General features: G+C 50.4%; 11 protein-coding genes and 4 tRNA genes. 4 read left to right on the forward strand and 11 right to left on the reverse strand.

From position 1 onward, the window contains the following. Window positions 1-52: 52 nt before the first annotated feature. From KDN34_RS01570 to KDN34_RS01585, 4 genes are all read left to right on the forward strand, one after another. Window positions 53-129: transfer RNA gene (locus KDN34_RS01570), tRNA-Arg, on the forward strand. Between the two features lie 34 nt (window positions 130-163). Next, window positions 164-239: transfer RNA gene (locus KDN34_RS01575), tRNA-His, on the forward strand. Between the two features lie 114 nt (window positions 240-353). Beyond that, window positions 354-430 (forward strand) — tRNA-Pro (locus KDN34_RS01580). 45 nt (window positions 431-475) lie between these two features. Further along, window positions 476-552: transfer RNA gene (locus tag KDN34_RS01585), tRNA-Pro, on the forward strand. A gap of 50 nt (window positions 553-602) precedes the next feature. Here the strand turns inward: KDN34_RS01585 and KDN34_RS01590 are convergent. From KDN34_RS01590 to hemC, 11 genes are all read right to left on the reverse strand, one after another. Next, window positions 603-2,519 (reverse strand): bifunctional diguanylate cyclase/phosphodiesterase, encoded by a 1,917-nt coding sequence (locus KDN34_RS01590; protein ID WP_212595207.1) that lies wholly within the window; start codon window positions 2,517-2,519, stop codon window positions 603-605. 8 nt (window positions 2,520-2,527) lie between these two features. Then, window positions 2,528-3,229, reverse strand: coding sequence for a transglutaminase-like cysteine peptidase (locus KDN34_RS01595; RefSeq protein ID WP_407695789.1), 702 nt, complete (start codon window positions 3,227-3,229; stop codon window positions 2,528-2,530). Window positions 3,230-3,249: 20 nt separating this feature from the next. Continuing rightward, window positions 3,250-3,855, reverse strand: a complete 606-nt coding sequence (locus tag KDN34_RS01600; protein WP_212595209.1) for an OmpA family protein — start codon at window positions 3,853-3,855, stop codon at window positions 3,250-3,252. Beyond that, entirely contained in the window at window positions 3,855-5,258 is a 1,404-nt protein-coding gene (locus tag KDN34_RS01605) for a TolC family outer membrane protein (RefSeq protein ID WP_212595210.1), read from the reverse strand. The genes KDN34_RS01600 and KDN34_RS01605 overlap by 1 nt, the downstream gene beginning before the upstream one ends. 34 nt (window positions 5,259-5,292) lie before the next feature. Next, window positions 5,293-6,675, reverse strand: coding sequence for an HlyD family type I secretion periplasmic adaptor subunit (locus KDN34_RS01610; protein WP_212595211.1), 1,383 nt, complete (start codon window positions 6,673-6,675; stop codon window positions 5,293-5,295). After that, window positions 6,668-8,845, reverse strand: coding sequence for a type I secretion system permease/ATPase (locus tag KDN34_RS01615; RefSeq protein WP_212595212.1), 2,178 nt, complete (start codon window positions 8,843-8,845; stop codon window positions 6,668-6,670). Before KDN34_RS01615 ends, KDN34_RS01610 begins: the two co-directional genes overlap by 8 nt. Window positions 8,846-8,942: 97 nt before the next feature. Next, a complete protein-coding gene (locus tag KDN34_RS01620) occupies window positions 8,943-19,160 on the reverse strand; it encodes a beta strand repeat-containing protein (RefSeq protein ID WP_212595213.1) in 10,218 nt (3,405 codons plus the stop codon). 380 nt (window positions 19,161-19,540) lie between these two features. Then, the gene (locus KDN34_RS01625; protein WP_212595214.1) at window positions 19,541-20,707 is read right to left on the reverse strand and encodes a heme biosynthesis HemY N-terminal domain-containing protein; all 1,167 of its coding nucleotides are present in this window, start codon (window positions 20,705-20,707) and stop codon (window positions 19,541-19,543) included. After that, on the reverse strand, window positions 20,704-21,837 hold the full coding sequence (locus KDN34_RS01630) for a uroporphyrinogen-III C-methyltransferase (RefSeq protein ID WP_212595215.1): 1,134 nt from the start codon (window positions 21,835-21,837) through the stop codon (window positions 20,704-20,706). Before KDN34_RS01630 ends, KDN34_RS01625 begins: the two co-directional genes overlap by 4 nt. Window positions 21,838-21,880: 43 nt before the next feature. Continuing rightward, complete coding sequence (locus KDN34_RS01635) at window positions 21,881-22,606, reverse strand: uroporphyrinogen-III synthase (protein ID WP_212595216.1); 726 nt, start codon at window positions 22,604-22,606, stop codon at window positions 21,881-21,883. Window positions 22,607-22,616: 10 nt separating this feature from the next. Then, window positions 22,617-23,549, reverse strand: a complete 933-nt coding sequence (hemC, locus tag KDN34_RS01640) for a hydroxymethylbilane synthase (RefSeq protein ID WP_212595217.1) — start codon at window positions 23,547-23,549, stop codon at window positions 22,617-22,619. Window positions 23,550-23,622 lie beyond the last annotated feature (73 nt).

The raw sequence follows: 23,622 nt of genomic DNA on the forward strand, positions 1-23,622 counted from the left end.
AGGTAGACTCATTCTCTAATAACCCCTACTATATGCGGCGCTGACACGGTGGGCGCCCATAGCTCAGCTGGATAGAGCGCACCCCTCCGGAGGGTGAGGCCGAGGGTTCAAATCCTTCTGGGCGCACCAGCTTAATGAGCACATCGAGTCAGAGTAAGCAGTGGTGGCTGTAGCTCAGTTGGTAGAGTCCCGGATTGTGATTCCGGTTGTCGTGGGTTCGAGCCCCATCAGCCACCCCATTTCCTTTCTTGTATTGAGTCCCAAAGGATAATGCCAGCGTTCAGAAATCATCTGAACCGGTATCCCTGACGCTTCAAGGAAGAAAATAGGTAGCATTAACGTGTGCAAGTTTTCGGTGATTAGCGCAGTCCGGTAGCGCATCTGGTTTGGGACCAGAGGGTCAGAGGTTCGAATCCTCTATCACCGACCAATTTATTACTGCTTTTGCGATAGATGTGAAAGCAGCACAGTTTTACGGTGATTAGCGCAGTCCGGTAGCGCATCTGGTTTGGGACCAGAGGGTCAGAGGTTCGAATCCTCTATCACCGACCAATATCAAAAAGCCCCTGCAGTGCAGGGGCTTTTTCTTTTCATCGCAAAGGTTAATCAATATTGACCGGTGGTGCGATATAGCCTTGATAACCTTGGATCTTAAGGAGTTCGAAACGCTGTAACTGCGTATCTTGCTGGATACCAGTAGCGATAACGTCTATGTCCAGCCCTCTGGCAACGTTTACCAGTGCACGACAGAGCTCGGCATTATGTTGGTTATCATCAAATTGTGCGAACGCCTGATCCAGTTTCACATAACTTGGGCGCAATGTTTGTAGATAGGTCATTGAGCCAAATTGGCGGCCAAAGTGGTCGATACCGAACGTTGCACCATTATCACGGATCACGCTGCACAATGCTTCACTGGCTTTGCCATCGCTGTAAATACTGGCTTCTTGAATTTCAAATGCCAGACGACCATGGTGTGCACTTTCACGCAGGTATTGGTTCAACCATTCGTGGAATTGTTGATCTCCAATGCTTTGATGTGTCAGGTTAACAGCGATAATTTGCGGACTCTTATCCAACAGCTTTTCTTCGATGATCTTTTCTATCAAACAGCGGTCCAGCATACTTCCCAGCGATAGCAGCTCAATGTAAGGCATAAACAGCCCAGCGTGTATCAGCTTGTCGCCCAGTTGTAACTGACAAAACAGCTCGTGGTGGATGATACCACTCTGGTCATAATGTTGTACCGGTTGCCAGCGAAACAGGAACTGCTTTTGATTAATCGCATATGACAGCTTTTCGCGCCACTGTTCACGGGTAAACAGTTGTTGCTCGCCGGATTCGAACCAATGGTAAATCTTGCCAGCCTGCACTGCTTTCTGTAGTGCATTGTCCGCTTGTGCCAGCAGATCTGACGTGGTGCAGTGCTCCATTCGTTCGGCAATACCGATGGCGTAATCTTCATTCGGCTTGCAGTCTGCCTTAATCATCTCCTGATTGATGGTGCGTATGAGTGTCTGCAAATATTTACTCAGTTGTTCCCGTTCGGCGTTCGTGACCAAAAACGCGAATTCGTAGGCGGCAATACGGGCGATAACAGAATCAAACTCGGTAAATGACTCTTGTAGTTTTGAGGCCAGCAGTTTGATGGTGGCATCGCGTACCTGATAACCATATTTGCTGTGGACCTGTTCCAGCCAATCTAAGCGCACCAACATAATCGCACCGCTACCGGGTTCGCTGAGCCAACTGTTCAGGCGTGCCATCATGTATTGACGGTTAGGTAGATCCGACACCTGATCTACCAGGTTTTTCTTGCGGAGTGCCGTCACTTCTTCATCAAGTGAATTGAATATCTGTTTGAGTTGCGCTGACATACTGTTATATGCGGTGACAACATCCCGTAACTCTAGCGTCTTTGGCAACGGCATGTCAGGGCCAAACTCGCGCTTGGCAATACTTTTGGCATGCTCTGCAATCTCATGTAACGGCTTAAGTATCCATGTCAGGCCCAGTCTGGCTGAGAATATTGCGATCAAAAACAGGATGGAGAACACGATGATGGTATTACTCATAATGCGCCACAGTTCGTGATAACCAAATCCGGGATGTGCGGTGATTTTTAATTTCGCTAACTGGATCCAACCGCTGGTAATGGTGGTTTCTTTTTCGATAGTGGGAAACAGATCCAGATTAATGAACCATTGTGGAACATCATCAATACGAATGTCATTGTTCCAAGTTTGTTGTTTACCATCAACCAGCCAGGTCAATGTCACCTTACGGTAATAGCCACCTTCAAAGATCACATTCACCATAGTTTCTACGGTGGCCATATCGCCCGCTTCCAGGGCGGGCACTAACATCAAGCCAAGAGAGTGACTGACGTTATTCAGATCAGACTCCATCTGTGATGCCAGGAAGTTGCGAGTTTCATTGAACTGTACATATCCGAGGCTGGCCACTACTAACAGGAACAGCCCAAACAGTAAGGAATAAATCTGTCTAAACAAGGTCATTGCCGCGGTTACTCCATCACCAATTTGGGCTTGCGCATGCGATCAGCCCCTAATCTGTATTTTAAATCGTTCCACTTTTCCAATCGTGTGGCCGAGCCTGCGAGTACCCCGCGGCCTTTTTCTTTGTTGAGCCACAACTGTTTACCGTTAAAACTGTAGACAGGAATAAGATCGGGTCGTTGGGTGGCGGGTTTAATCTGCGGATCCAGATTGTCGAGGATCAGCGGTATTGAACCTGGTGTCTCATAATAGGCCAATACCATGTGATACTGATTAACACTGGTTGCTTTAACCATAGTGATGCGCATCTTGTCGTCCGGGACTCCTAACTGTAGTAGCGTAAAATACTTGGCAATAGAGAAATCTTCACAGTCTCCGCCATTGGCGCCAATAAACTCCAGCGGCGTTGCCCAGTAATTACTTACCCCCCATAACTTTATATCGTCTACAAAATTGAACAGGTTGAAGAAGTTATTAACGGTTGTAATCTTTTCTGTTGTTGTCTGGTCCTGTGCATCTCGCACAATATTGAACCAAGCCTTGGCGCGCAGTCCTGCTCGTGGTCCATAGGTTTGCTCAAGAGAGGAGACAACAGAAGCTTCATTCAGGTCGGCATCGGCATACAACAGCGAAACAGCAAGCACCGAAGCCAACAAGGTGCAGTGGCAGACGTTCTTAACGCACTTGTATGTCAACAGCCTGCCACACACCATAATGAGAGATTAATTTCCTATTTGACTTCTTTGTCGACAGAATAAATTGTCCACTTCATATCTGCCATCGTGTCTTCACCATTCACTTCAGCGATGACTCGACGATTGCGTTTTTGCGCCAATGCCGTGCCACTGGTATCCACGGGACGGTCATAACTGTAACCGATTGCTGTCAATCGGTCATCAGCAATGCCAAATTGCTCGTGTAATACCTTCACGACAGCTGTTGCGCGGTTCTGTGACAATTCCAGGTTATGATCATACGTACCGGTTTTACTGCAGTGTCCTTCAATAGTCACCTTAGTATGCGGGTACTGTTTCATAAAGTCTGCGATGGTTTGGATCTGGCTGTAGTATTGCGGATCGATGTAGAACGAGTCATTAGCAAAAAGTACTTTTAACTCAGAACGTTCATGGATTGGCTTCACTGTGCCACAACCATAGTTATCGACATTGGCACCCTCTACCGTTCCCAAACATTTTTCACGTGCGACGATGACGCCATCGCGGTCATGATCATTTAGGTCGTAAACCTGCTTTGTAGGGGTATCCATCGATACTGTATCCCGCATGGAGCATCCTGCCAGTAGCAGTAAGCTCATAAAAGTCAGTAACAGTTTCATTATTTGACCCCTCCTTCATATTCACGCTCGCCTTTCCAGACATCCGGCCTGGTTACACGTAATGAGTCGAGCAGTTGGCCTGTGGCATTGAGAATACGATATTTAGCAACAATCTCATCGAACTCTGCCCCCAGATAATCTTTACGAGCTTCAAACAGTTCGTTTTCAGTATCCAGTAAGTCCAATAAGGTGCGTTGACCAAGATTGAACTGTTGAGCATAGGCAACCTGAGTTTGTTTAGCGGCAATAACATGTTCGCGAATATATTGTTTTTGCGGTTCCAAAAACTCGTAGGCATTCCACGCGAGATTGACTCCTTCAACCACTTCACGATGGGCGCGTTCGAGAATTTCTTTCGCTTCACCCAGCTTATAAGCGGTTTCTCTTTCACGGGAGACATCTTTACCACCCGCGAACAGGTTATATCGCATCCGGACCATTGCTTGGACGTCGTTGTAATAGCCACCAACCCCTTCGACGAGGTAACTGTTGGTACCATCTTCACCGTCTAGGTTGTTGTTCCAATTACCAGAAACTTCTAAAGAGAATTTCGGATAATAGGTAGACTGCGCGGTTGAACGCTCATATTCTGCCGCTTGAATATCATGGCTGGCAGATTTGAGCACCGGATGTTTCGTTTCCGCCATCTTGACGCCATCAGCGGCGTCTTTAGGGAGCATATCCGCATCTGGTACGGGGATGATCAGATTATCTGGCTCTTGGTGTGTCACCCGATAAAACTGGCTTTTGGCATCGAGGAAATTGTTGCGCGCGGACATCACGTTAGAGTTGGCTCTCGCCAGACGGCCAGTGATCTGTGATAAATCAGCAGTGGATCCCAGACCTGAATCTGTACGCTGTTTGATTTGATCATAGATGTCCTGATGACTTTTCAGATTTTTTTCTGCCAGCGTCAGAACTTCTTGGGTTTTGATGTAGTTGAGGTAAACCTTAGCTACTTCCAGTGCTTTATCTTCGGCGGTTGCCATCAGATTCCATTGTTCAGCACTTGCCTCGTAACGCGTACGATTAACTTCGCTGCTGGTGTAGAACCCGTCAAACAGCATCTGTTGAATACTGACTCCAAACTCACCACGTTTCAGTTCGACTTCGTCGTCAGATGTTCCGGCAAGCTTTCGTCGGGTTGTCGGCGAGTCAGTCTTTTCGTAACCATAACCCGCAGTGACATCTACTGAAGGCATGTAGCCGGAATAAGCCTGACTGACAGCTTCTTCTTTAGCCTTAAATCTATTGAAAATGATTCTGATATCCGGATTAGAGTCCAGCGTCCTGGCGACGGCTTGTTCCAGGGTCTGACCGAACCCGGCACTGGGGAGCATCAGCGCAGTAATCGCCAACGCGAGGGCGCTGCGCCTTACCTGCCGATTCAATTTGATGTTCATGTTAAACCCCTCCAAGGTTTTTATTTCTTCAAGCCTAGCGTTCCCTTAACGCCGTTTCTTTGGCTCTCAGTATGGGATTAAGTATGTACTCAAGGACTGTCCTTTTCCCGGTAATCACATCAACAGAAGTTAGCATCCCGGGGATAATTGGCATCTTTGTGCCATCTTCTTTAGTTAAGCTAGAGCTCTCAGTTCTTACCTTAACTAAATAAAAGCTATTACCTTTGTCATCTTGGGTGGTATCTGCGCTAATTTGCTCCACAGTTCCTTTCAGGCCGCCATAACGGGTAAAGTCATAAGCAGTAACTTTCACCATGGCGGGTAAGCCCGGATGAAGAAATGCGATATCTTTCGGTAAAATTTTAGTTTCTATCAATAACTGATCTTCAGATGGCACAATCTCCATAATATTGACGCCAGGCTGAACGACCCCGCCTAATGTATTGATACTAATTGTTTTTACTGTGCCATTCACTGGTGACACAATAATTGCCTTATTCACTTTATCTTGCGCACCCACCTGCGCCTCAGTCATTCGCGACAGCTTTGCCTGCATGTCATTGAGTTGTGCTCTAGCATCAGCGGCATATTGCAGCACAGCTTCACGACGTTTCAGAATCGCCTCGTCCATGGCTGCTTTTACCTTCGGGCGAGTAACTCGCAAGCTGGTAAGTTGTCCTTTAATATCATTCACGTTTCGTTCCAGTTTTAATAACTCTACTTCTGGCACCACGCCTTTAGACGCGAGCGGTTTTGTCAGTTCCAGTTCTCGAGTTACCAGTTGAAAACTAGTATTCAACGTATTGATTTTAGACGATAGTTCTTCATTTTCCTGCTGTCGTTGCTGAATTTGTCTAGCCAAGATTTCCACTTGGTTATTCAAGTTGTCCAAGCGGCCGTTGTATTGGTCAAGCTGGCTCTTTACCAAAGCAGGATCTTGCGTGTGCAAATCATCAGAAAACACGGGCGGCTTTTTGAGAATTTTGACCTGCTCACGCCAGTCCTGAGCAACATCAGAAATAAAGATACTGTTTAGCTCGGCGGATAACCGGATGACATTGGCCCTTAAGGTATAGACCTCTTGCTGTTGCTGAGCTGCATCGGCACGGAAGCGCGTATCATCGATACGTACCAGTGGTTGGCCTTTCTTAACCAACATGCCTTCCTGTACATAAAGTTCTTGCAGGATCCCACCGTCCAAACTCTGAATCACCTGAACCTGAGACGACGGAATCACTTTTCCCACACCTCTCGTCACGCGATCGAGCGTGGCAAAAGCGGACCACAGGATGAAACACAGCATCATCGTTGCCATCGCCCAGATAATCAGTTTGTGGCTGGAAGGGGCCTCGGTTAGCATGGCGCCATATACATCGTCCACCATTTCCAGGTCGCTGGCAGTGAGATGTTTACTCATTTCTGCCTCCTGCCATCAAGCCATTATTGAGTAGCTCCAGCACCTTGGCCTTAGGTCCATCTGCTAGAATATGACCACGATCCAAGACGATGATGCGATCCACAAGCTTCAGCAGCTCCATTTTGTGGGTGATAATGATCAGCGAGCGTTCTTTGCTGACATGAGTCATCGACCGCATGAATTGTTTTTCTGCTCTGGCATCAAGGCTCGCAGTGGGTTCGTCCATCAGCAGAATGGGGGGATCGTTCAAAATTGCTCGTGCCAGAGCGATAGTTTGCCGTTGACCACGAGAAAGATTTTCACCTTTTTCGCCTACCTGGGTATCAAGACCTTCAGACTCCATTGCTGTAAACAGGGCAACACCTGAAAGTTGCACGGCGCGCATTAATTGATGTTCTGAAACCTGGCGAGTGCCGAACAGAATGTTATCGCGAATGGTGCCATGAAACAGGGTGACATCCTGCGGCAGATAGCCGAAGTTACGACGTAAATCGCTGGGGTGGATCTGTCCTGAATCGACGCCGTCAAAACGTAAACTACCGCCCGTCGGTTGAAACAGACCAACCAATAGTTTAGCTAACGTGCTTTTACCGCTGCCGTTTCTGCCAATGATGGCAATTTTTTCTCCTGGCTGTATTTGAAATGATAGCGGACTCAACACTTGTTTTTCAGAAGATGGATAGCTGAATGTGACGTTATCGGCTTCGATCTTACCGATCAGCCTTTGCTTGCTGACCAGATGGCCTTTGTTCTCAAATTCATCTTCTTGCAGCATGATGCCGTCCAGTTGACGCAACGCACTAACCATCTGGTTAGCGCGAGTCATCAACCCCGCAAGCTGAGCCATAGGGGAAACGGCACGACTAGAGAGCATAACCGCAGCAATGATCCCGCCCATCGATATCAGGTTATCTGATACTCGATAGACCCCGAGAATGACCACAAAAATAGTCGTCATTTGCACGACTAATGACGCAACATGGGAGACGGCGTTAGATAATTTTTTGACTTTCAGCTGCCAGTTCGCAGTATGCCCGATCATTTGTTGCCAGGACTTCTGAACTAACCCTTCTGCGCCATACGCTTTGATCGATTCCAAAGACGCTAAGCTTTCAATGAGGTGCCCATGTTTTAGGCTTGAGAAACGGTTGCTTTCTTCAATCGCCTTTTTCAGCCGAGGCTGAATCGTTAGCGTGAACACAATAATGATCACACTGGCGATCACTGGGACTAACGCCAAGTCACCTGCAACCAGAAAAATAATCACCATAAACAGCAATGCGAAAGGGAGATCAACCAGCGCAGTAATCGTTGCCGAAGTCAGAAAGTCCCTGATACTGTCAAATTCGCCAAGCTGCCTAGCCATGCCTCCTACACTGGCGGAGCGCTTTGCTAATGGTAAGCCGATAGCTTTAAAAAACAGCCTTGATGAAACCAGGATGTCAACTTTTTTACCGGCAATATCAATCAGATAGCTTCTCAATTGTCGCATAATAAAATCAAAAAGATAAGCTATGCCTGCTCCTGCGGCGAGCACCCACAAAGATTCGAACGCGAGATTGGGCACGACTTTGTCATAGACGTTCATGACAAACAGCGGTGACACCAACGCAAAAATATTCACCAACAAAGATGCAATAAGTGCGTCACGGTATATGGGTGCAGCATCCTTAACAGTTTGAAGTAGCCAGTGAGTTTTTTGATCATGTCGATAAACATCAAATCCCATATCGCCACGGTATTGTTGTTTGATAAGGAATAGATAACCGACATAGAGCGTTTCCAGCTCTTCAATAGAAAGTGTTTGTTCTCCACCTGTCTCGGGTAATTGAATGACAGCCTTTTGATCGTCAAAGCTTAGTTGTCTGAGGATACAAGCTTTTTTATCCCGCAATAATAAAATACAGGGCAGTTGAATGGCACTCACCTGATCAAGTCCTTTACGACTTAACTTCGCTGCGAGTCCGGCTCGAGCAGCTGCTTGCGGTAATAACTCTGGTGGAAGCTCTGCAGTTGATAAGGGTAGGCCAGCAACTAATGATTCAATAGAACATGGACTGCCATAGTACTCGGTCATCAGTACCAGACAGTCCAGTAGTGGATCAACAGTGACTCGTATTGAGGCAGGGATGGTCCATTGCTCAGTTTTGGGAGAAGCAGCGGTGCTCACGAAACGACACGTCCCTTAAGTAATTGTGAGGATTAGTGTAATTATCAGTCAAAGCGCCTCCTTTCGAAAGCCAAAAGGAGGCACTTATTCACTACGATTACACTTCTTTGACAACTTGTTCAGTGTGATTCAAGGCATCTGTCGTAGAATAAGTCGTAGTTGCGGTGTCGGTACTACTACTATCCACGATCAGCGGTCCATTTCCACTGTCTACAAGTCCCTGAATAATCTCACTACTACTGTTACCGTAGGAAGAAACATCAGTGCCATCAAGTACTATGGTTTGATCCACACTACCATTAGCATCAGCATCGATAGATATGACCGTATCGCCATTAGTCACGGTAATATCCAGATAGTGGTCTAAGGTATTACTATTACCATTCCATTGAGTCAGTAAATCACTGATATTCAACGTATCTTGAGTTAAGTTAAAACCAGAGACGTGATCAGTACCTGTCTGTCCAGCTTGCCAGATAAAGGTGTCAATACCTGTGCTTGCAGTGAGAATATCATCTGCACTGGTACTGTAGATGCTGTGACTGCTATCACTACCATCTGTTGACAGGCTCATCAGGCTACTGGTACTTGCGGCTGCTAATGTGCTTGAGCTTGTATCACCAGAATAGAGATTGATAGCCAAATCACCTGAAGACACAATATCACCATCGCCATCCTGTATAGAAATTGGCACAGTGAAATCGACATCATCTGTGGTAACGGTTGTCGCCCCAAAATCACCGATTTGGAAAGTACTACCACTCTCATAACCCCATTCAATAGAGTTATAACCATCAGCGGTATAAGCAGAGAGCTGGGTGTTATCTACGACACCGGCGACGCTCACTGTACCGTCATTATTAAAGGTCACCGAGAAAGTATGTGAATCTATGACATAGTCACCGCTTGAAGTGATTACCTGCTGCTCAGTACCGTAGCTAATTCCTACACTGGTGATAGCATCGGGAGAGCCATCACCAACACTATATAAATTAGCACCACTGTCATCATCGTCAAAAGCAGCGATAGAAACTGTGGATCCACCTTTCCCTATCGAGGTGAACAATGCCGACCCGCCGTTGACATTATAGTGCCCGTCAAATATCTGGGTTTGGTTAGCTGCGTCGCTAAAGTCTTTACCGTTGACAGGTGTTCCGGAAAGGTCGGTAACATAATCAACTCGCATCGCTTCACCTGCACCTACGGAGGAGCCTGCGCCAATACCGCCACTGTTGGCATTGGTGTTAACGGTTGTACCACTGACAGATGTCAGCAGCAGATCCTGGCTATCATTGTCACCAGGAATAGTGAAACCCGCCCAAGAGGCATTACCACCAACGAAGTTGTAACCGCCATCGTTGAAATCGACGGTACTAACTGCATCTACGGATTGTGACATGGTCACAACGTACTGATCTGATGAACCATCCGGTTGCAGCGCAATCGTAAAGACCAGTGAATTATTTATCGAGTTTGTTGCTGTCAAAACCGTGCCATCAGCAGAAATGGCATAGTTGAGAGACACCAACCCAGACGACAGCCCCTGGTTTTCCAAACTGGTGATTGTATCTGCAGTGAATACTGCTGAACCGCCATCAGCACCATAGTTATTGGACAGCGTATGATCCAAATCCAGGTAGGCTGAATCATTGCCACCATTGGCATTAAGCATTGAAACTGATTCAGCTGTCGCTGCAGTTGGCGTGTCATCATCAAAGGATATGTTCAATTCCCCGGTGGTGGCGGTTGAGCCATCCGCATCGGTGACGGTGAAAGTCAACGCAGCAGTGGCATCGTTCTCATCGTTGCCAGCGGTATGCAGTACGTTCTGCGCCAGCGTGACGGTGTAAGCGCCGGTCGCCATATCGGTAATGGTGACGGTGAATAGTGTAGTGCCGATACGGGCACTGTCACTGCTGTCGGTGATAGTGGCCGTTAATGTGTTACTGTTCCAGGCGTAGCTGACGGTTTCAGTCCCCACGGTCCCGGTGGTGTTGGTAAACGCGATGCCGCCGGTAGTGCCCTGACCATCTCCGCCGTAGCTGAAGGTTAGGTTGCCAGTAGCGGTAGCGCTGTTGGTTGAGGTGTCATCCCCGGTCCCCCCGGCAATACCACCAGGCAGTCCGTCGTCATCTACCGCGGCAGCACTGGTACCGGCTGTTGGGGTGTTGGCGTCAGTAATGTTGACCTTCAGTGACCCCTGAACAGTATCGCCGTCGCCATCGGTGACGGTATAGGTAAAGGTGTCGCTGGCAGGTTGTACCAGGTTGTCATCAGCGGTGTAGATATAGGTGCCATCCGCTTTGACCATCACGGTCCCGTTGCCAACATCCACCGCCTGTGAGTAGCCATCCTGACCGAACTGCAGTGTTTCACCGTTAATGGCGGTGACCGTTGCGCCATCGGCGCCACCGGCAAAGGCCAGTGTTCCTTCAGGTGAGCTGGTTCCTTCGTCCACATTGATGTCTGCCATGGTGCTGACGGTTGGCGTGTCATCATCAAAGGATATGTTCAATTCCCCGGTGGTGGCGGTTGAGCCATCCGCATCGGTGACGGTGAAAGTCAACGCAGCAGTGGCATCGTTCTCATCGTTGCCAGCGGTATGCAGTACGTTCTGCGCCAGCGTGACGGTGTAAGCGCCGGTCGCCATATCGGTAATGGTGACGGTGAATAGTGTAGTGCCGATACGGGCACTGTCACTGCTGTCGGTGATAGTGGCCGTTAATGTGTTACTGTTCCAGGCGTAGCTGACGGTTTCAGTCCCCACGGTCCCGGTGGTGTTGGTAAACGCGATGCCGCCGGTAGTGCCCTGACCATCTCCGCCGTAGCTGAAGGTTAGGTTGCCAGTAGCGGTAGCGCTGTTGGTTGAGGTGTCATCCCCGGTCCCCCCGGCAATACCACCAGGCAGTCCGTCGTCATCTACCGCGGCAGCACTGGTACCGGCTGTTGGGGTGTTGGCGTCAGTAATGTTGACCTTCAGTGACCCCTGAACAGTATCGCCGTCGCCATCGGTGACGGTATAGGTAAAGGTGTCGCTGGCAGGTTGTACCAGGTTGTCATCAGCGGTGTAGATATAGGTGCCATCCGCTTTGACCATCACGGTCCCGTTGCCAACATCCACCGCCTGTGAGTAGCCATCCTGACCGAACTGCAGTGTTTCACCGTTAATGGCGGTGACCGTTGCGCCATCGGCGCCACCGGCAAAGGCCAGTGTTCCTTCAGGTGAGCTGGTTCCTTCGTCCACATTGATGTCTGCCATGGTGCTGACGGTTGGCGTGTCATCATCAAAGGATATGTTCAATTCCCCGGTGGTGGCGGTTGAGCCATCCGCATCGGTGACGGTGAAAGTCAACGCAGCAGTGGCATCGTTCTCATCGTTGCCAGCGGTATGCAGTACGTTCTGCGCCAGCGTGACGGTGTAAGCGCCGGTCGCCATATCGGTAATGGTGACGGTGAATAGTGTAGTGCCGATACGGGCACTGTCACTGCTGTCGGTGATAGTGGCCGTTAATGTGTTACTGTTCCAGGCGTAGCTGACGGTTTCAGTCCCCACGGTCCCGGTGGTGTTGGTAAACGCGATGCCGCCGGTAGTGCCCTGACCATCTCCGCCGTAGCTGAAGGTTAGGTTGCCAGTAGCGGTAGCGCTGTTGGTTGAGGTGTCATCCCCGGTCCCCCCGGCAATACCACCAGGCAGTCCGTCGTCATCTACCGCGGCAGCACTGGTACCGGCTGTTGGGGTGTTGGCGTCAGTAATGTTGACCTTCAGTGACCCCTGAACAGTATCGCCGTCGCCATCGGTGACGGTATAGGTAAAGGTGTCGCTGGCAGGTTGTACCAGGTTGTCATCAGCGGTGTAGATATAGGTGCCATCCGCTTTGACCATCACGGTCCCGTTGCCAACATCCACCGCCTGTGAGTAGCCATCCTGACCGAACTGCAGTGTTTCACCGTTAATGGCGGTGACCGTTGCGCCATCGGCGCCACCGGCAAAGGCCAGTGTTCCTTCAGGTGAGCTGGTTCCTTCGTCCACATTGATGTCTGCCATGGTGCTGACGGTTGGCGTGTCATCATCAAAGGATATGTTCAATTCCCCGGTGGTGGCGGTTGAGCCATCCGCATCGGTGACGGTGAAAGTCAACGCAGCAGTGGCATCGTTCTCATCGTTGCCAGCGGTATGCAGTACGTTCTGCGCCAGCGTGACGGTGTAAGCGCCGGTCGCCATATCGGTAATGGTGACGGTGAATAGTGTAGTGCCGATACGGGCACTGTCACTGCTGTCGGTGATAGTGGCCGTTAATGTGTTACTGTTCCAGGCGTAGCTGACGGTTTCAGTCCCCACGGTCCCGGTGGTGTTGGTAAACGCGATGCCGCCGGTAGTGCCCTGACCATCTCCGCCGTAGCTGAAGGTTAGGTTGCCAGTAGCGGTAGCGCTGTTGGTTGAGGTGTCATCCCCGGTCCCCCCGGCAATACCACCAGGCAGTCCGTCGTCATCTACCGCGGCAGCACTGGTACCGGCTGTTGGGGTGTTGGCGTCAGTAATGTTGACCTTCAGTGACCCCTGAACAGTATCGCCGTCGCCATCGGTGACGGTATAGGTAAAGGTGTCGCTGGCAGGTTGTACCAGGTTGTCATCAGCGGTGTAGATATAGGTGCCATCCGCTTTGACCATCACGGTCCCGTTGCCAACATCCACCGCCTGTGAGTAGCCATCCTGACCGAACTGCAGTGTTTCACCGTTAATGGCGGTGACCGTTGCGCCATCGGCGCCACCGGCAAAGGCCAGTGTTCCTTCAGGTGAGCTGGTTCCTTCGTCCACATTGATGTCTGCCATGGTGCTGACGGTTGGCGTGTCATCATCAAAGGATATGTTCAATTCCCCGGTGGTGGCGGTTGAGCCATCCGCATCGGTGACGGTGAAAGTCAACGCAGCAGTGGCATCGTTCTCATCGTTGCCAGCGGTATGCAGTACGTTCTGCGCCAGCGTGACGGTGTAAGCGCCGGTCGCCATATCGGTAATGGTGACGGTGAATAGTGTAGTGCCGATACGGGCACTGTCACTGCTGTCGGTGATAGTGGCCGTTAATGTGTTACTGTTCCAGGCGTAGCTGACGGTTTCAGTCCCCACGGTCCCGGTGGTGTTGGTAAACGCGATGCCGCCGGTAGTGCCCTGACCATCTCCGCCGTAGCTGAAGGTTAGGTTGCCAGTAGCGGTAGCGCTGTTGGTTGAGGTGTCATCCCCGGTCCCCCCGGCAATACCACCAGGCAGTCCGTCGTCATCTACCGCGGCAGCACTGGTACCGGCTGTTGGGGTGTTGGCGTCAGTAATGTTGACCTTCAGTGACCCCTGAACAGTATCGCCGTCGCCATCGGTGACGGTATAGGTAAAGGTGTCGCTGGCAGGTTGTACCAGGTTGTCATCAGCGGTGTAGATATAGGTGCCATCCGCTTTGACCATCACGGTCCCGTTGCCAACATCCACCGCCTGTGAGTAGCCATCCTGACCGAACTGCAGTGTTTCACCGTTAATGGCGGTGACCGTTGCGCCATCGGCGCCACCGGCAAAGGCCAGTGTTCCTTCAGGTGAGCTGGTTCCTTCGTCCACATTGATGTCTGCCATGGTGCTGACGGTTGGCGTGTCATCATCAAAGGATATGTTCAATTCCCCGGTGGTGGCGGTTGAGCCATCCGCATCGGTGACGGTGAAAGTCAACGCAGCAGTGGCATCGTTCTCATCGTTGCCAGCGGTATGCAGTACGTTCTGCGCCAGCGTGACGGTGTAAGCGCCGGTCGCCATATCGGTAATGGTGACGGTGAATAGTGTAGTGCCGATACGGGCACTGTCACTGCTGTCGGTGATAGTGGCCGTTAATGTGTTACTGTTCCAGGCGTAGCTGACGGTTTCAGTCCCCACGGTCCCGGTGGTGTTGGTAAACGCGATGCCGCCGGTAGTGCCCTGACCATCTCCGCCGTAGCTGAAGGTTAGGTTGCCAGTAGCGGTAGCGCTGTTGGTTGAGGTGTCATCCCCGGTCCCCCCGGCAATACCACCAGGCAGTCCGTCGTCATCTACCGCGGCAGCACTGGTACCGGCTGTTGGGGTGTTGGCGTCAGTAATGTTGACCTTCAGTGACCCCTGAACAGTATCGCCGTCGCCATCGGTGACGGTATAGGTAAAGGTGTCGCTGGCAGGTTGTACCAGGTTGTCATCAGCGGTGTAGATATAGGTGCCATCCGCTTTGACCATCACGGTCCCGTTGCCAACATCCACCGCCTGTGAGTAGCCATCCTGACCGAACTGCAGTGTTTCACCGTTAATGGCGGTGACCGTTGCGCCATCGGCGCCACCGGCAAAGGCCAGTGTTCCTTCAGGTGAGCTGGTTCCTTCGTCCACATTGATGTCTGCCATGGTGCTGACGGTTGGCGTGTCATCATCAAAGGATATGTTCAATTCCCCGGTGGTGGCGGTTGAGCCATCCGCATCGGTGACGGTGAAAGTCAACGCAGCAGTGGCATCGTTCTCATCGTTGCCAGCGGTATGCAGTACGTTCTGCGCCAGCGTGACGGTGTAAGCGCCGGTCGCCATATCGGTAATGGTGACGGTGAATAGTGTAGTGCCGATACGGGCACTGTCACTGCTGTCGGTGATAGTGGCCGTTAATGTGTTACTGTTCCAGGCGTAGCTGACGGTTTCAGTCCCCACGGTCCCGGTGGTGTTGGTAAACGCGATGCCGCCGGTAGTGCCCTGACCATCTCCGCCGTAGCTGAAGGTTAGGTTGCCAGTAGCGGTAGCGCTGTTGGTTGAGGTGTCATCCCCGGTCCCCCCGGCAATACCACCAGGCAGTCCGTCGTCATCTACCGCGGCAGCACTGGTACCGGCTGTTGGGGTGTTGGCGTCAGTAATGTTGACCTTCAGTGACCCCTGAACAGTATCGCCGTCGCCATCGGTGACGGTATAGGTAAAGGTGTCGCTGGCAGGTTGTACCAGGTTGTCATCAGCGGTGTAGATATAGGTGCCATCCGCTTTGACCATCACGGTCCCGTTGCCAACATCCACCGCCTGTGAGTAGCCATCCTGACCGAACTGCAGTGTTTCACCGTTAATGGCGGTGACCGTTGCGCCATCGGCGCCACCGGCAAAGGCCAGTGTTCCTTCAGGTGAGCTGGTTCCTTCGTCCACATTGATGTCTGCCATGGTGCTGACGGTTGGCGTGTCATCATCAAAGGATATGTTCAATTCCCCGGTGGTGGCGGTTGAGCCATCCGCATCGGTGACGGTGAAAGTCAACGCAGCAGTGGCATCGTTCTCATCGTTGCCAGCGGTATGCAGTACGTTCTGCGCCAGCGTGACGGTGTAAGCGCCGGTCGCCATATCGGTAATGGTGACGGTGAATAGTGTAGTGCCGATACGGGCACTGTCACTGCTGTCGGTGATAGTGGCCGTTAATGTGTTACTGTTCCAGGCGTAGCTGACGGTTTCAGTCCCCACGGTCCCGGTGGTGTTGGTAAACGCGATGCCGCCGGTAGTGCCCTGACCATCTCCGCCGTAGCTGAAGGTTAGGTTGCCAGTAGCGGTAGCGCTGTTGGTTGAGGTGTCATCCCCGGTCCCCCCGGCAATACCACCAGGCAGTCCGTCGTCATCTACCGCGGCAGCACTGGTACCGGCTGTTGGGGTGTTGGCGTCAGTAATGTTGACCTTCAGTGACCCCTGAACAGTATCGCCGTCGCCATCGGTGACGGTATAGGTAAAGGTGTCGCTGGCAGGTTGTACCAGGTTGTCATCAGCGGTGTAGATATAGGTGCCATCCGCTTTGACCATCACGGTCCCGTTGCCAACATCCACCGCCTGTGAGTAGCCATCCTGACCGAACTGCAGTGTTTCACCGTTAATGGCGGTGACCGTTGCGCCATCGGCGCCACCGGCAAAGGCCAGTGTTCCTTCAGGTGAGCTGGTTCCTTCGTCCACATTGATGTCTGCCATGGTGCTGACGGTTGGCGTGTCATCATCAAAGGATATGTTCAATTCCCCGGTGGTGGCGGTTGAGCCATCCGCATCGGTGACGGTGAAAGTCAACGCAGCAGTGGCATCGTTCTCATCGTTGCCAGCGGTATGCAGTACGTTCTGCGCCAGCGTGACGGTGTAAGCGCCGGTCGCCATATCGGTAATGGTGACGGTGAATAGTGTAGTGCCGATACGGGCACTGTCACTGCTGTCGGTGATAGTGGCCGTTAATGTGTTACTGTTCCAGGCGTAGCTGACGGTTTCAGTCCCCACGGTCCCGGTGGTGTTGGTAAACGCGATGCCGCCGGTAGTGCCCTGACCATCTCCGCCGTAGCTGAAGGTTAGGTTGCCAGTAGCGGTAGCGCTGTTGGTTGAGGTGTCATCCCCGGTCCCCCCGGCAATACCACCAGGCAGTCCGTCGTCATCTACCGCGGCAGCACTGGTACCGGCTGTTGGGGTGTTGGCGTCAGTAATGTTGACCTTCAGTGACCCCTGAACAGTATCGCCGTCGCCATCGGTGACGGTATAGGTAAAGGTGTCGCTGGCAGGTTGTACCAGGTTGTCATCAGCGGTGTAGATATAGGTGCCATCCGCTTTGACCATCACGGTCCCGTTGCCAACATCCACCGCCTGTGAGTAGCCATCCTGACCGAACTGCAGTGTTTCACCGTTAATGGCGGTGACCGTTGCGCCATCGGCGCCACCGGCAAAGGCCAGTGTTCCTTCAGGTGAGCTGGTTCCTTCGTCCACATTGATGTCTGCCATCTCAGAAACACTGGGAACATCGTCTGCGATATAAATGTCCAGAGAATCGGACTGGCTATTCCCATCGGTAGCGGTAACTGTTACCGCAAAGCTTTCGGTATAACCGTTGTCGTCCGCGCCTGGGACGGTATTATTATTTACCGAAGTATCAAGCGTATAGCTATAACTAACTTCGCCTCCGGTTTCATCGCCTGTGTAATTGGTCAGTACCAAGGTGCCGTGTTCGGTTGTAATAGTGACAGGATCACTGCCTAAATTCTGTAACTGATCGAGAGTCAACGTCGCGCCATCGACAGTTAACGTATCAACAATGCCGGTCGTAGAGAAACTGAACGTACCATCTTGGGTCAGTAACTCACTATCGGGAGAACTGCCGTCTGCCAGATTTGTCTCAACAACGGTTTGATCTACACCGTCCAGACCCATCAAGCTAATAGTGTCATCTACACCACTGATCGTGATAGTTAACGTGCTGGTCAGCGCATCTGTTCCGTCAGTGGCCGTATAGGTAAATACGGTCTCAGCATTTTCGCCATCCGCGAGCGCTTTGGAAGCTTCACCGGTCGCCGCAAAGTTGTAGCTACCATCAGCATTAATTGTCAGCGTGCCATATTCATTTGTCAGTGTTGTTGCGGAACCACTGGTGACGGCCGTCATTGTGCCCGCAGTACCGGTCATAATTCCGGTAACGGTCAGGCTATTTCCATCGACGTCTGTATCATTGCTTAATACACCATTAATAGCGCTCACTGTCAGCGTAGCACTTTCATCGACGGAACCGACATCTGGAGCCAATACTGGCGCATCATTTACTGGAGTCACAGTTATGGTGAGTGTTGCGGTATCACCAGCGCTGGTTGTGTAGGTAATAACTGGTACGGTGCCGTTCCAATTTGTGTCTGGAGTGAAGGTATAGCTACCGTCGCTATTGAGCGTTAATGTACCGTTTTCCAGATCTGCAGTATTACCGGCAGCGTAACTATTTCCTTCGACTACGTAGTCGGTGACGGTAAGGGAACCTCCGGAAATGGTGTCATTGGTCAGCACATTTCCCGTTGCAACAGTATCTTCTTCTATAGTGTTGACATCATCGGCAGCGCTGCTGGCCAAATAGGTGGTCAGTGGATCTTGAGTTGTTGTGGTACCTGCCACGGAGAAGGTCCCGGTGTCATATCCTGAACTGGCGAGAACTTCGCTACCATCACGCGAGACCGCAACATAACCTGAATCGCCACCGCCAGATATTGGGTTACCGGCAGCAGTTTCAGGTAAATTAGCGGTGGGATCTTGTCCTGCAGCGATCAAATCCTGTAATTGCTGAATTTCTGCGTCAGTGGCGGCCGCTTGCCCTTGTTGCTCTGTCGCACCAATCGCGACGTTGCTGCCATCAGCTTGAGCGAGGTTAGCACTGGCATTATTACCAATAATTAACTCGGCACCTTTAGGAATAATTTCGCCTTCCTTGACTAGGTGTTGTACGCCGTCGATAACTACAGCAATTTGACCTTTCAAGTTATTGATTTGACTGTCTTGTTGGGTAATTACGGTATTCATACTATCCACTGCCCCGCTGCAAGCCGTCCGAATGGCTTACTAAAATTGATAATAATTTGTTAGAGATGCCTACTAATTTTAGCGCGTCTTTCACAGTTTTCAGGAAATGTTAGGTTATTAATTACTCGATGTCAATTTATTGACGCATAAAAAAATCATTGTAAAACAGGATGATAAATAAGCTATTGTGTATTTTTTATGAATGTGTAAGGGGACGGTTGGGACTGTAATAAAGTGCTTGTAAATTAGTATGTTAATTAAAGATGTATTGAATTTAGATGTTGTTGTAAATAAAAATGAAGCAATATGAGTAAAAATTCATAAAATAAAGCCGCATATTGTTGCGGCTTTATCGTTATGTTCAGTCGTTAATTTGACGATTAATTTTTGCTGGCTTGCTTGTAGCAGAAAAGTGCGTCAGTGTTATTTCCTAATTGCTCTTGGAGAGCCCCCAGTGCTGACCAGTACTGGGGTTTTGGCAGTAACTTACATAACTGCTGCCATGCCTCTTTGGCCGCAGACAAATCGCGGCACGTCTCATAAATTCTTGCCATACATAACTGATAATCAGCGTGGTTATCTAATTTAGGCGCAAGTTTTTGTAGCAATGACAAAGTTTCGGTATCTTCCGCTTGATAGATATCCGCAACCGCTTCAAAAATGTCGGCTGAAACATCTTTCTTCAACTGTTTACGTAGCAGCTTTATTGCCGCGTCACGCTGTTCATGTTGTGCTAGCCCGCGCGCATAAGTCGCGATGTTTGCGTCCAGACTTTTTTCTGAACGGCTAAGCCATTGCCAGCACTTATCTAATTCCTCAATACTGGTATTGGCTGCTTGCTGCAGCAGTTCCTGATCCACCTTAACTGATAACGCCTCCCACACTTCATCAGTTAATACTTTGCGCTTGGCTAAGGCGGGAAGTAACAACTTAAGTGCTTGCCAGTCTTGTTGCCGTTGATAAAGATCCGCTGCCAGTTTGATGACGGGAATTTTGCTTTTACTGTTGGGCTTCAGAGTATCAAGCAGCGCGCGAGCTTCTACAACTTCTCCCTGCTGCAATAAATAACGGATGCGGGTAGTTGTGACAGCCGCAAACGCGATGGGAAGTTCGGCGGCTTTATTAAGGTAGCTATCTCGTGCCTCAACTTTTAGCTGATGTTGTGCTGCTCTTGCCGCTGCCAAATAGTTCAGTGCCGGAATTTCACCTTGCTCTGCACCTTTGCGCATCGCTCGCTCTGCCGCAGGCCAGTCCTCTTCAGCTAAGGCGAGTGCTCCGACTAGCGTGTGTTTGCGCGCAGCATTACGGCGCCAGCGTTGCGGTAGATAACGACTACTAAGGATAAGATGCAACAGTCCGACCAATAGCCATTCTAGTAGTTGTAACAACCCGTAGAATACCACTAAGGCAATGACTGCAAATGTCACGGTTGTCTCGAGCTGCCAGTCGAGAAATGCCACATATACGTAACCACTTTTACCCACTATGAAGGGGCTAAGACAGAGACCTGCCAGAATGATAAGCAGGTAAACCAGCGCTCTGATCATTGTTCAGCCTCCGTAGCAGGCACCAACTTGCCATAAGTGACCAGTTGCTTCAGTTGGGCACTGCACTGAAATTGCTGCACATTAATAGGGTCCAGCGTCAGGTTAACCAATGCCTGTAATGCTTGTAGCACTTCCTGCGTATGTTCATCTTCCAGGTCGTAATATTGCTGGATCCATTTGCGCGCCATGGTGATTGATTGACGATAATTGAGCGCGTTGTATTGGTATAACGCCAATTGCGCTTGTAGCAATTTATTGCGGATATTTTCTTCTAGATACCATTCCTGCTTCGGCGATAATAATGGCGTGATGTCGGTGTTAATTTTGCGGATGGTAAAGAAATCTTCAGTCAATGCCTTCCAGGTTTTTGCCAGGTTGGACTTCCAGTCGGAGACAGAATCGGACATCTGCTGGCTATTTTCATCTGCTGTTTGCTCATGCTGCCCTAATTGGTGCAGCGGCATTTTGTCGAGCTTGCCGATAATGCCGTCTAACGTAAACACAGTGCCGGCAATATCTACGGTCTTGATGTCCTGCACATTGGCAATATCTTGCGCTAATGCCTTTCTCAGCGGCACTAATGACGGTTCTTGCATGGCGGCGATTCGTTCGTCAGCAGCTTGCAGTAAGCCGACTGCAGTTTGTGGATCTTTTTCTAACCATAGTTTTCGACCGGCAATTCTCACCAGATATTCTGCTTCGGCGGCTAGCCAGTGATTAGGGTGGCGCTGGGCTAATGTGGCAATTTTGCTCTGCAGTTGCTGGTCACTTTGTAGCAGCGCTTCGATCGTCGTTTGCTGGTTCGCAGATGCTTGCTGGGATTGCTGCAGTTGCTGCGCCAATTGACGGAGTTCATTTTCTGGCGCCTGCAATGCTTGCTGCATTGAGGTTGCCATCGAAGAAGTTTGTTGTGACTGTAATTGCAACTGCCAATAAAGATAACCACTACCAACACAAGCTAACACAGCGATGACAAAAGTGATTAGCACGACTAAGCGCAACGCAAGTGAACTGTTAGCTTTGGGGGTTCGTTCGGTAGCGGGCGCCGGGGATATGACTTCTGTCTCGGGCTGTGGCAGATCTGATTCGGCTGACATATTGCGCTCAACCTCTGGCTTTTCGTTGTCCATAAAAACAGTCCTTGAACAATAATGGGGCAGGCGGAGACGCAAATTACAGCGATAATGCGGCTAACATCGCTTGGCTGTTGGCTGCTGTCGCATTTGTAACATGGGATAATCCCGCAGCTGTAGCCTGACGTTCCACCCGGATACTAGGAACTATGATATGACATGCCTGCAACCAAGGAAAATACTCTTTTGGTAACATATTCAACAGATTTGTCAGCACCTCACCACTGGTAAGCAAAATAGTGTCGATGCCGAAATCTTGCCAGGTCTTAACGATTTGTTGTGCGTCGTAGCGAGGACAAATGCGTTGATATACTTCCCAATAACTGAGAATTGCCCCGCGTTGCTGGAGCGTATCGCCCAGAACTTCGCGGCCTCCTTTCCCTCGAATAATCAACACCTGGCGTTGACTCACCTTGTCTGTTTGCAATATGGGAAGTGTCAGTAAGCCTTCCGTTTGCTGTAGATCATCGGGGGCGGGAATAACCGCAACGTTTAACATCTTCAGTGCCTGACAAGTTGCGTCGCCCACAGCAATGTAGTGCTTATTGGTGGGCCAGATACTGGTGACAAATTGGTTGGCGAATTCAACGGCGTTGGTGCTGATAAAGATGACAATATCAGCGTCATCCAACAAAGCAGTACCTTGTGGATTATGTATAGGCTCAATGGCCATCAACGGGGTCGTTAATGAGGCAATGCCCCGCTGTTGCAGGGCATCTTCCATTGACTGATTACGTCCTTCAGGACGGGTCAGCAGTACCTTCATGAAACTCGGCTTAATTGTTACCGTATACTGCGTCCAGAATGGTTTTTGCGCCTTTCTCAAGCAACTCTTCTGCCAGCGCATTACCCATCGCAACCGCATCCAGTTTGTGGCCTTTGACTTCACCACGGATCACCTGTGAACCGTCAGGATTACCGACTAAACCGCGCAGTAACATGTCGTCGCCATCAATTTCGGCATAAGCACCAATCGGTACCTGACATCCCCCTTCGAGGCGGGTATTCATTGCGCGTTCTGCCAGCACCCGGTAACGGGTTTCCTTATGTTCTAACGGCGCCAGTAAGGCTTTTACGCGTTGATCATCGGTACGACATTCAATCCCTACCGCACCCTGACCGTTGGCTGGCAGTGAATCTTCTGCTGGAATAAAGCTGGCAATACGTTCTTTAAGCTCAAGGCGGATCAGCCCCGCAGCCGCCAGAATGATGGCATCGTAATCACCGGCATCCAGTTTGCTAAGACGTGTGCCGACGTTACCTCGCAGATCCTTGATCACCAGATCCGGGCGGCGTTCACGCAGTTGGCACTGACGGCGCAGGCTGGACGTTCCCACTACTGCACCCTGTGGCAATTCTTCCAGATGCTTGTATGTGTTAGACACAAACGCATCCCGTGGGTCTTCACGTTTACAGATGACTTCCAGTCCGAGCCCTTCTGGGAACTCAACCGGTACATCTTTCATGGAATGTACGGCAATATCGGCTTGTCCTTCCAGCATGGCAACTTCCAGCTCTTTGACAAACAATCCCTTACCGCCAACTTTAGCCAAAGGAGTATCAAGAATGACATCACCCTTGGTACTCATAGGTAACAACTCAACTACCAGTCCTGGATGGATTTTCTCCAGCTCAGCTTTGACAAACTCAGCCTGCCACATAGCCAGCGGACTTTTACGTGTTGCGATGCGAATACAATTTTCAGACATGCCCGAATTTTTCCGTCACAGAGTTTAAATGCGGCAATGCTAACATTGCCGAAAAAATAATGGCACGCGTCAT

The organism is Shewanella yunxiaonensis, from assembly GCF_018223345.1.
Lineage (GTDB): Bacteria > Pseudomonadota > Gammaproteobacteria > Enterobacterales > Shewanellaceae > Shewanella > Shewanella yunxiaonensis.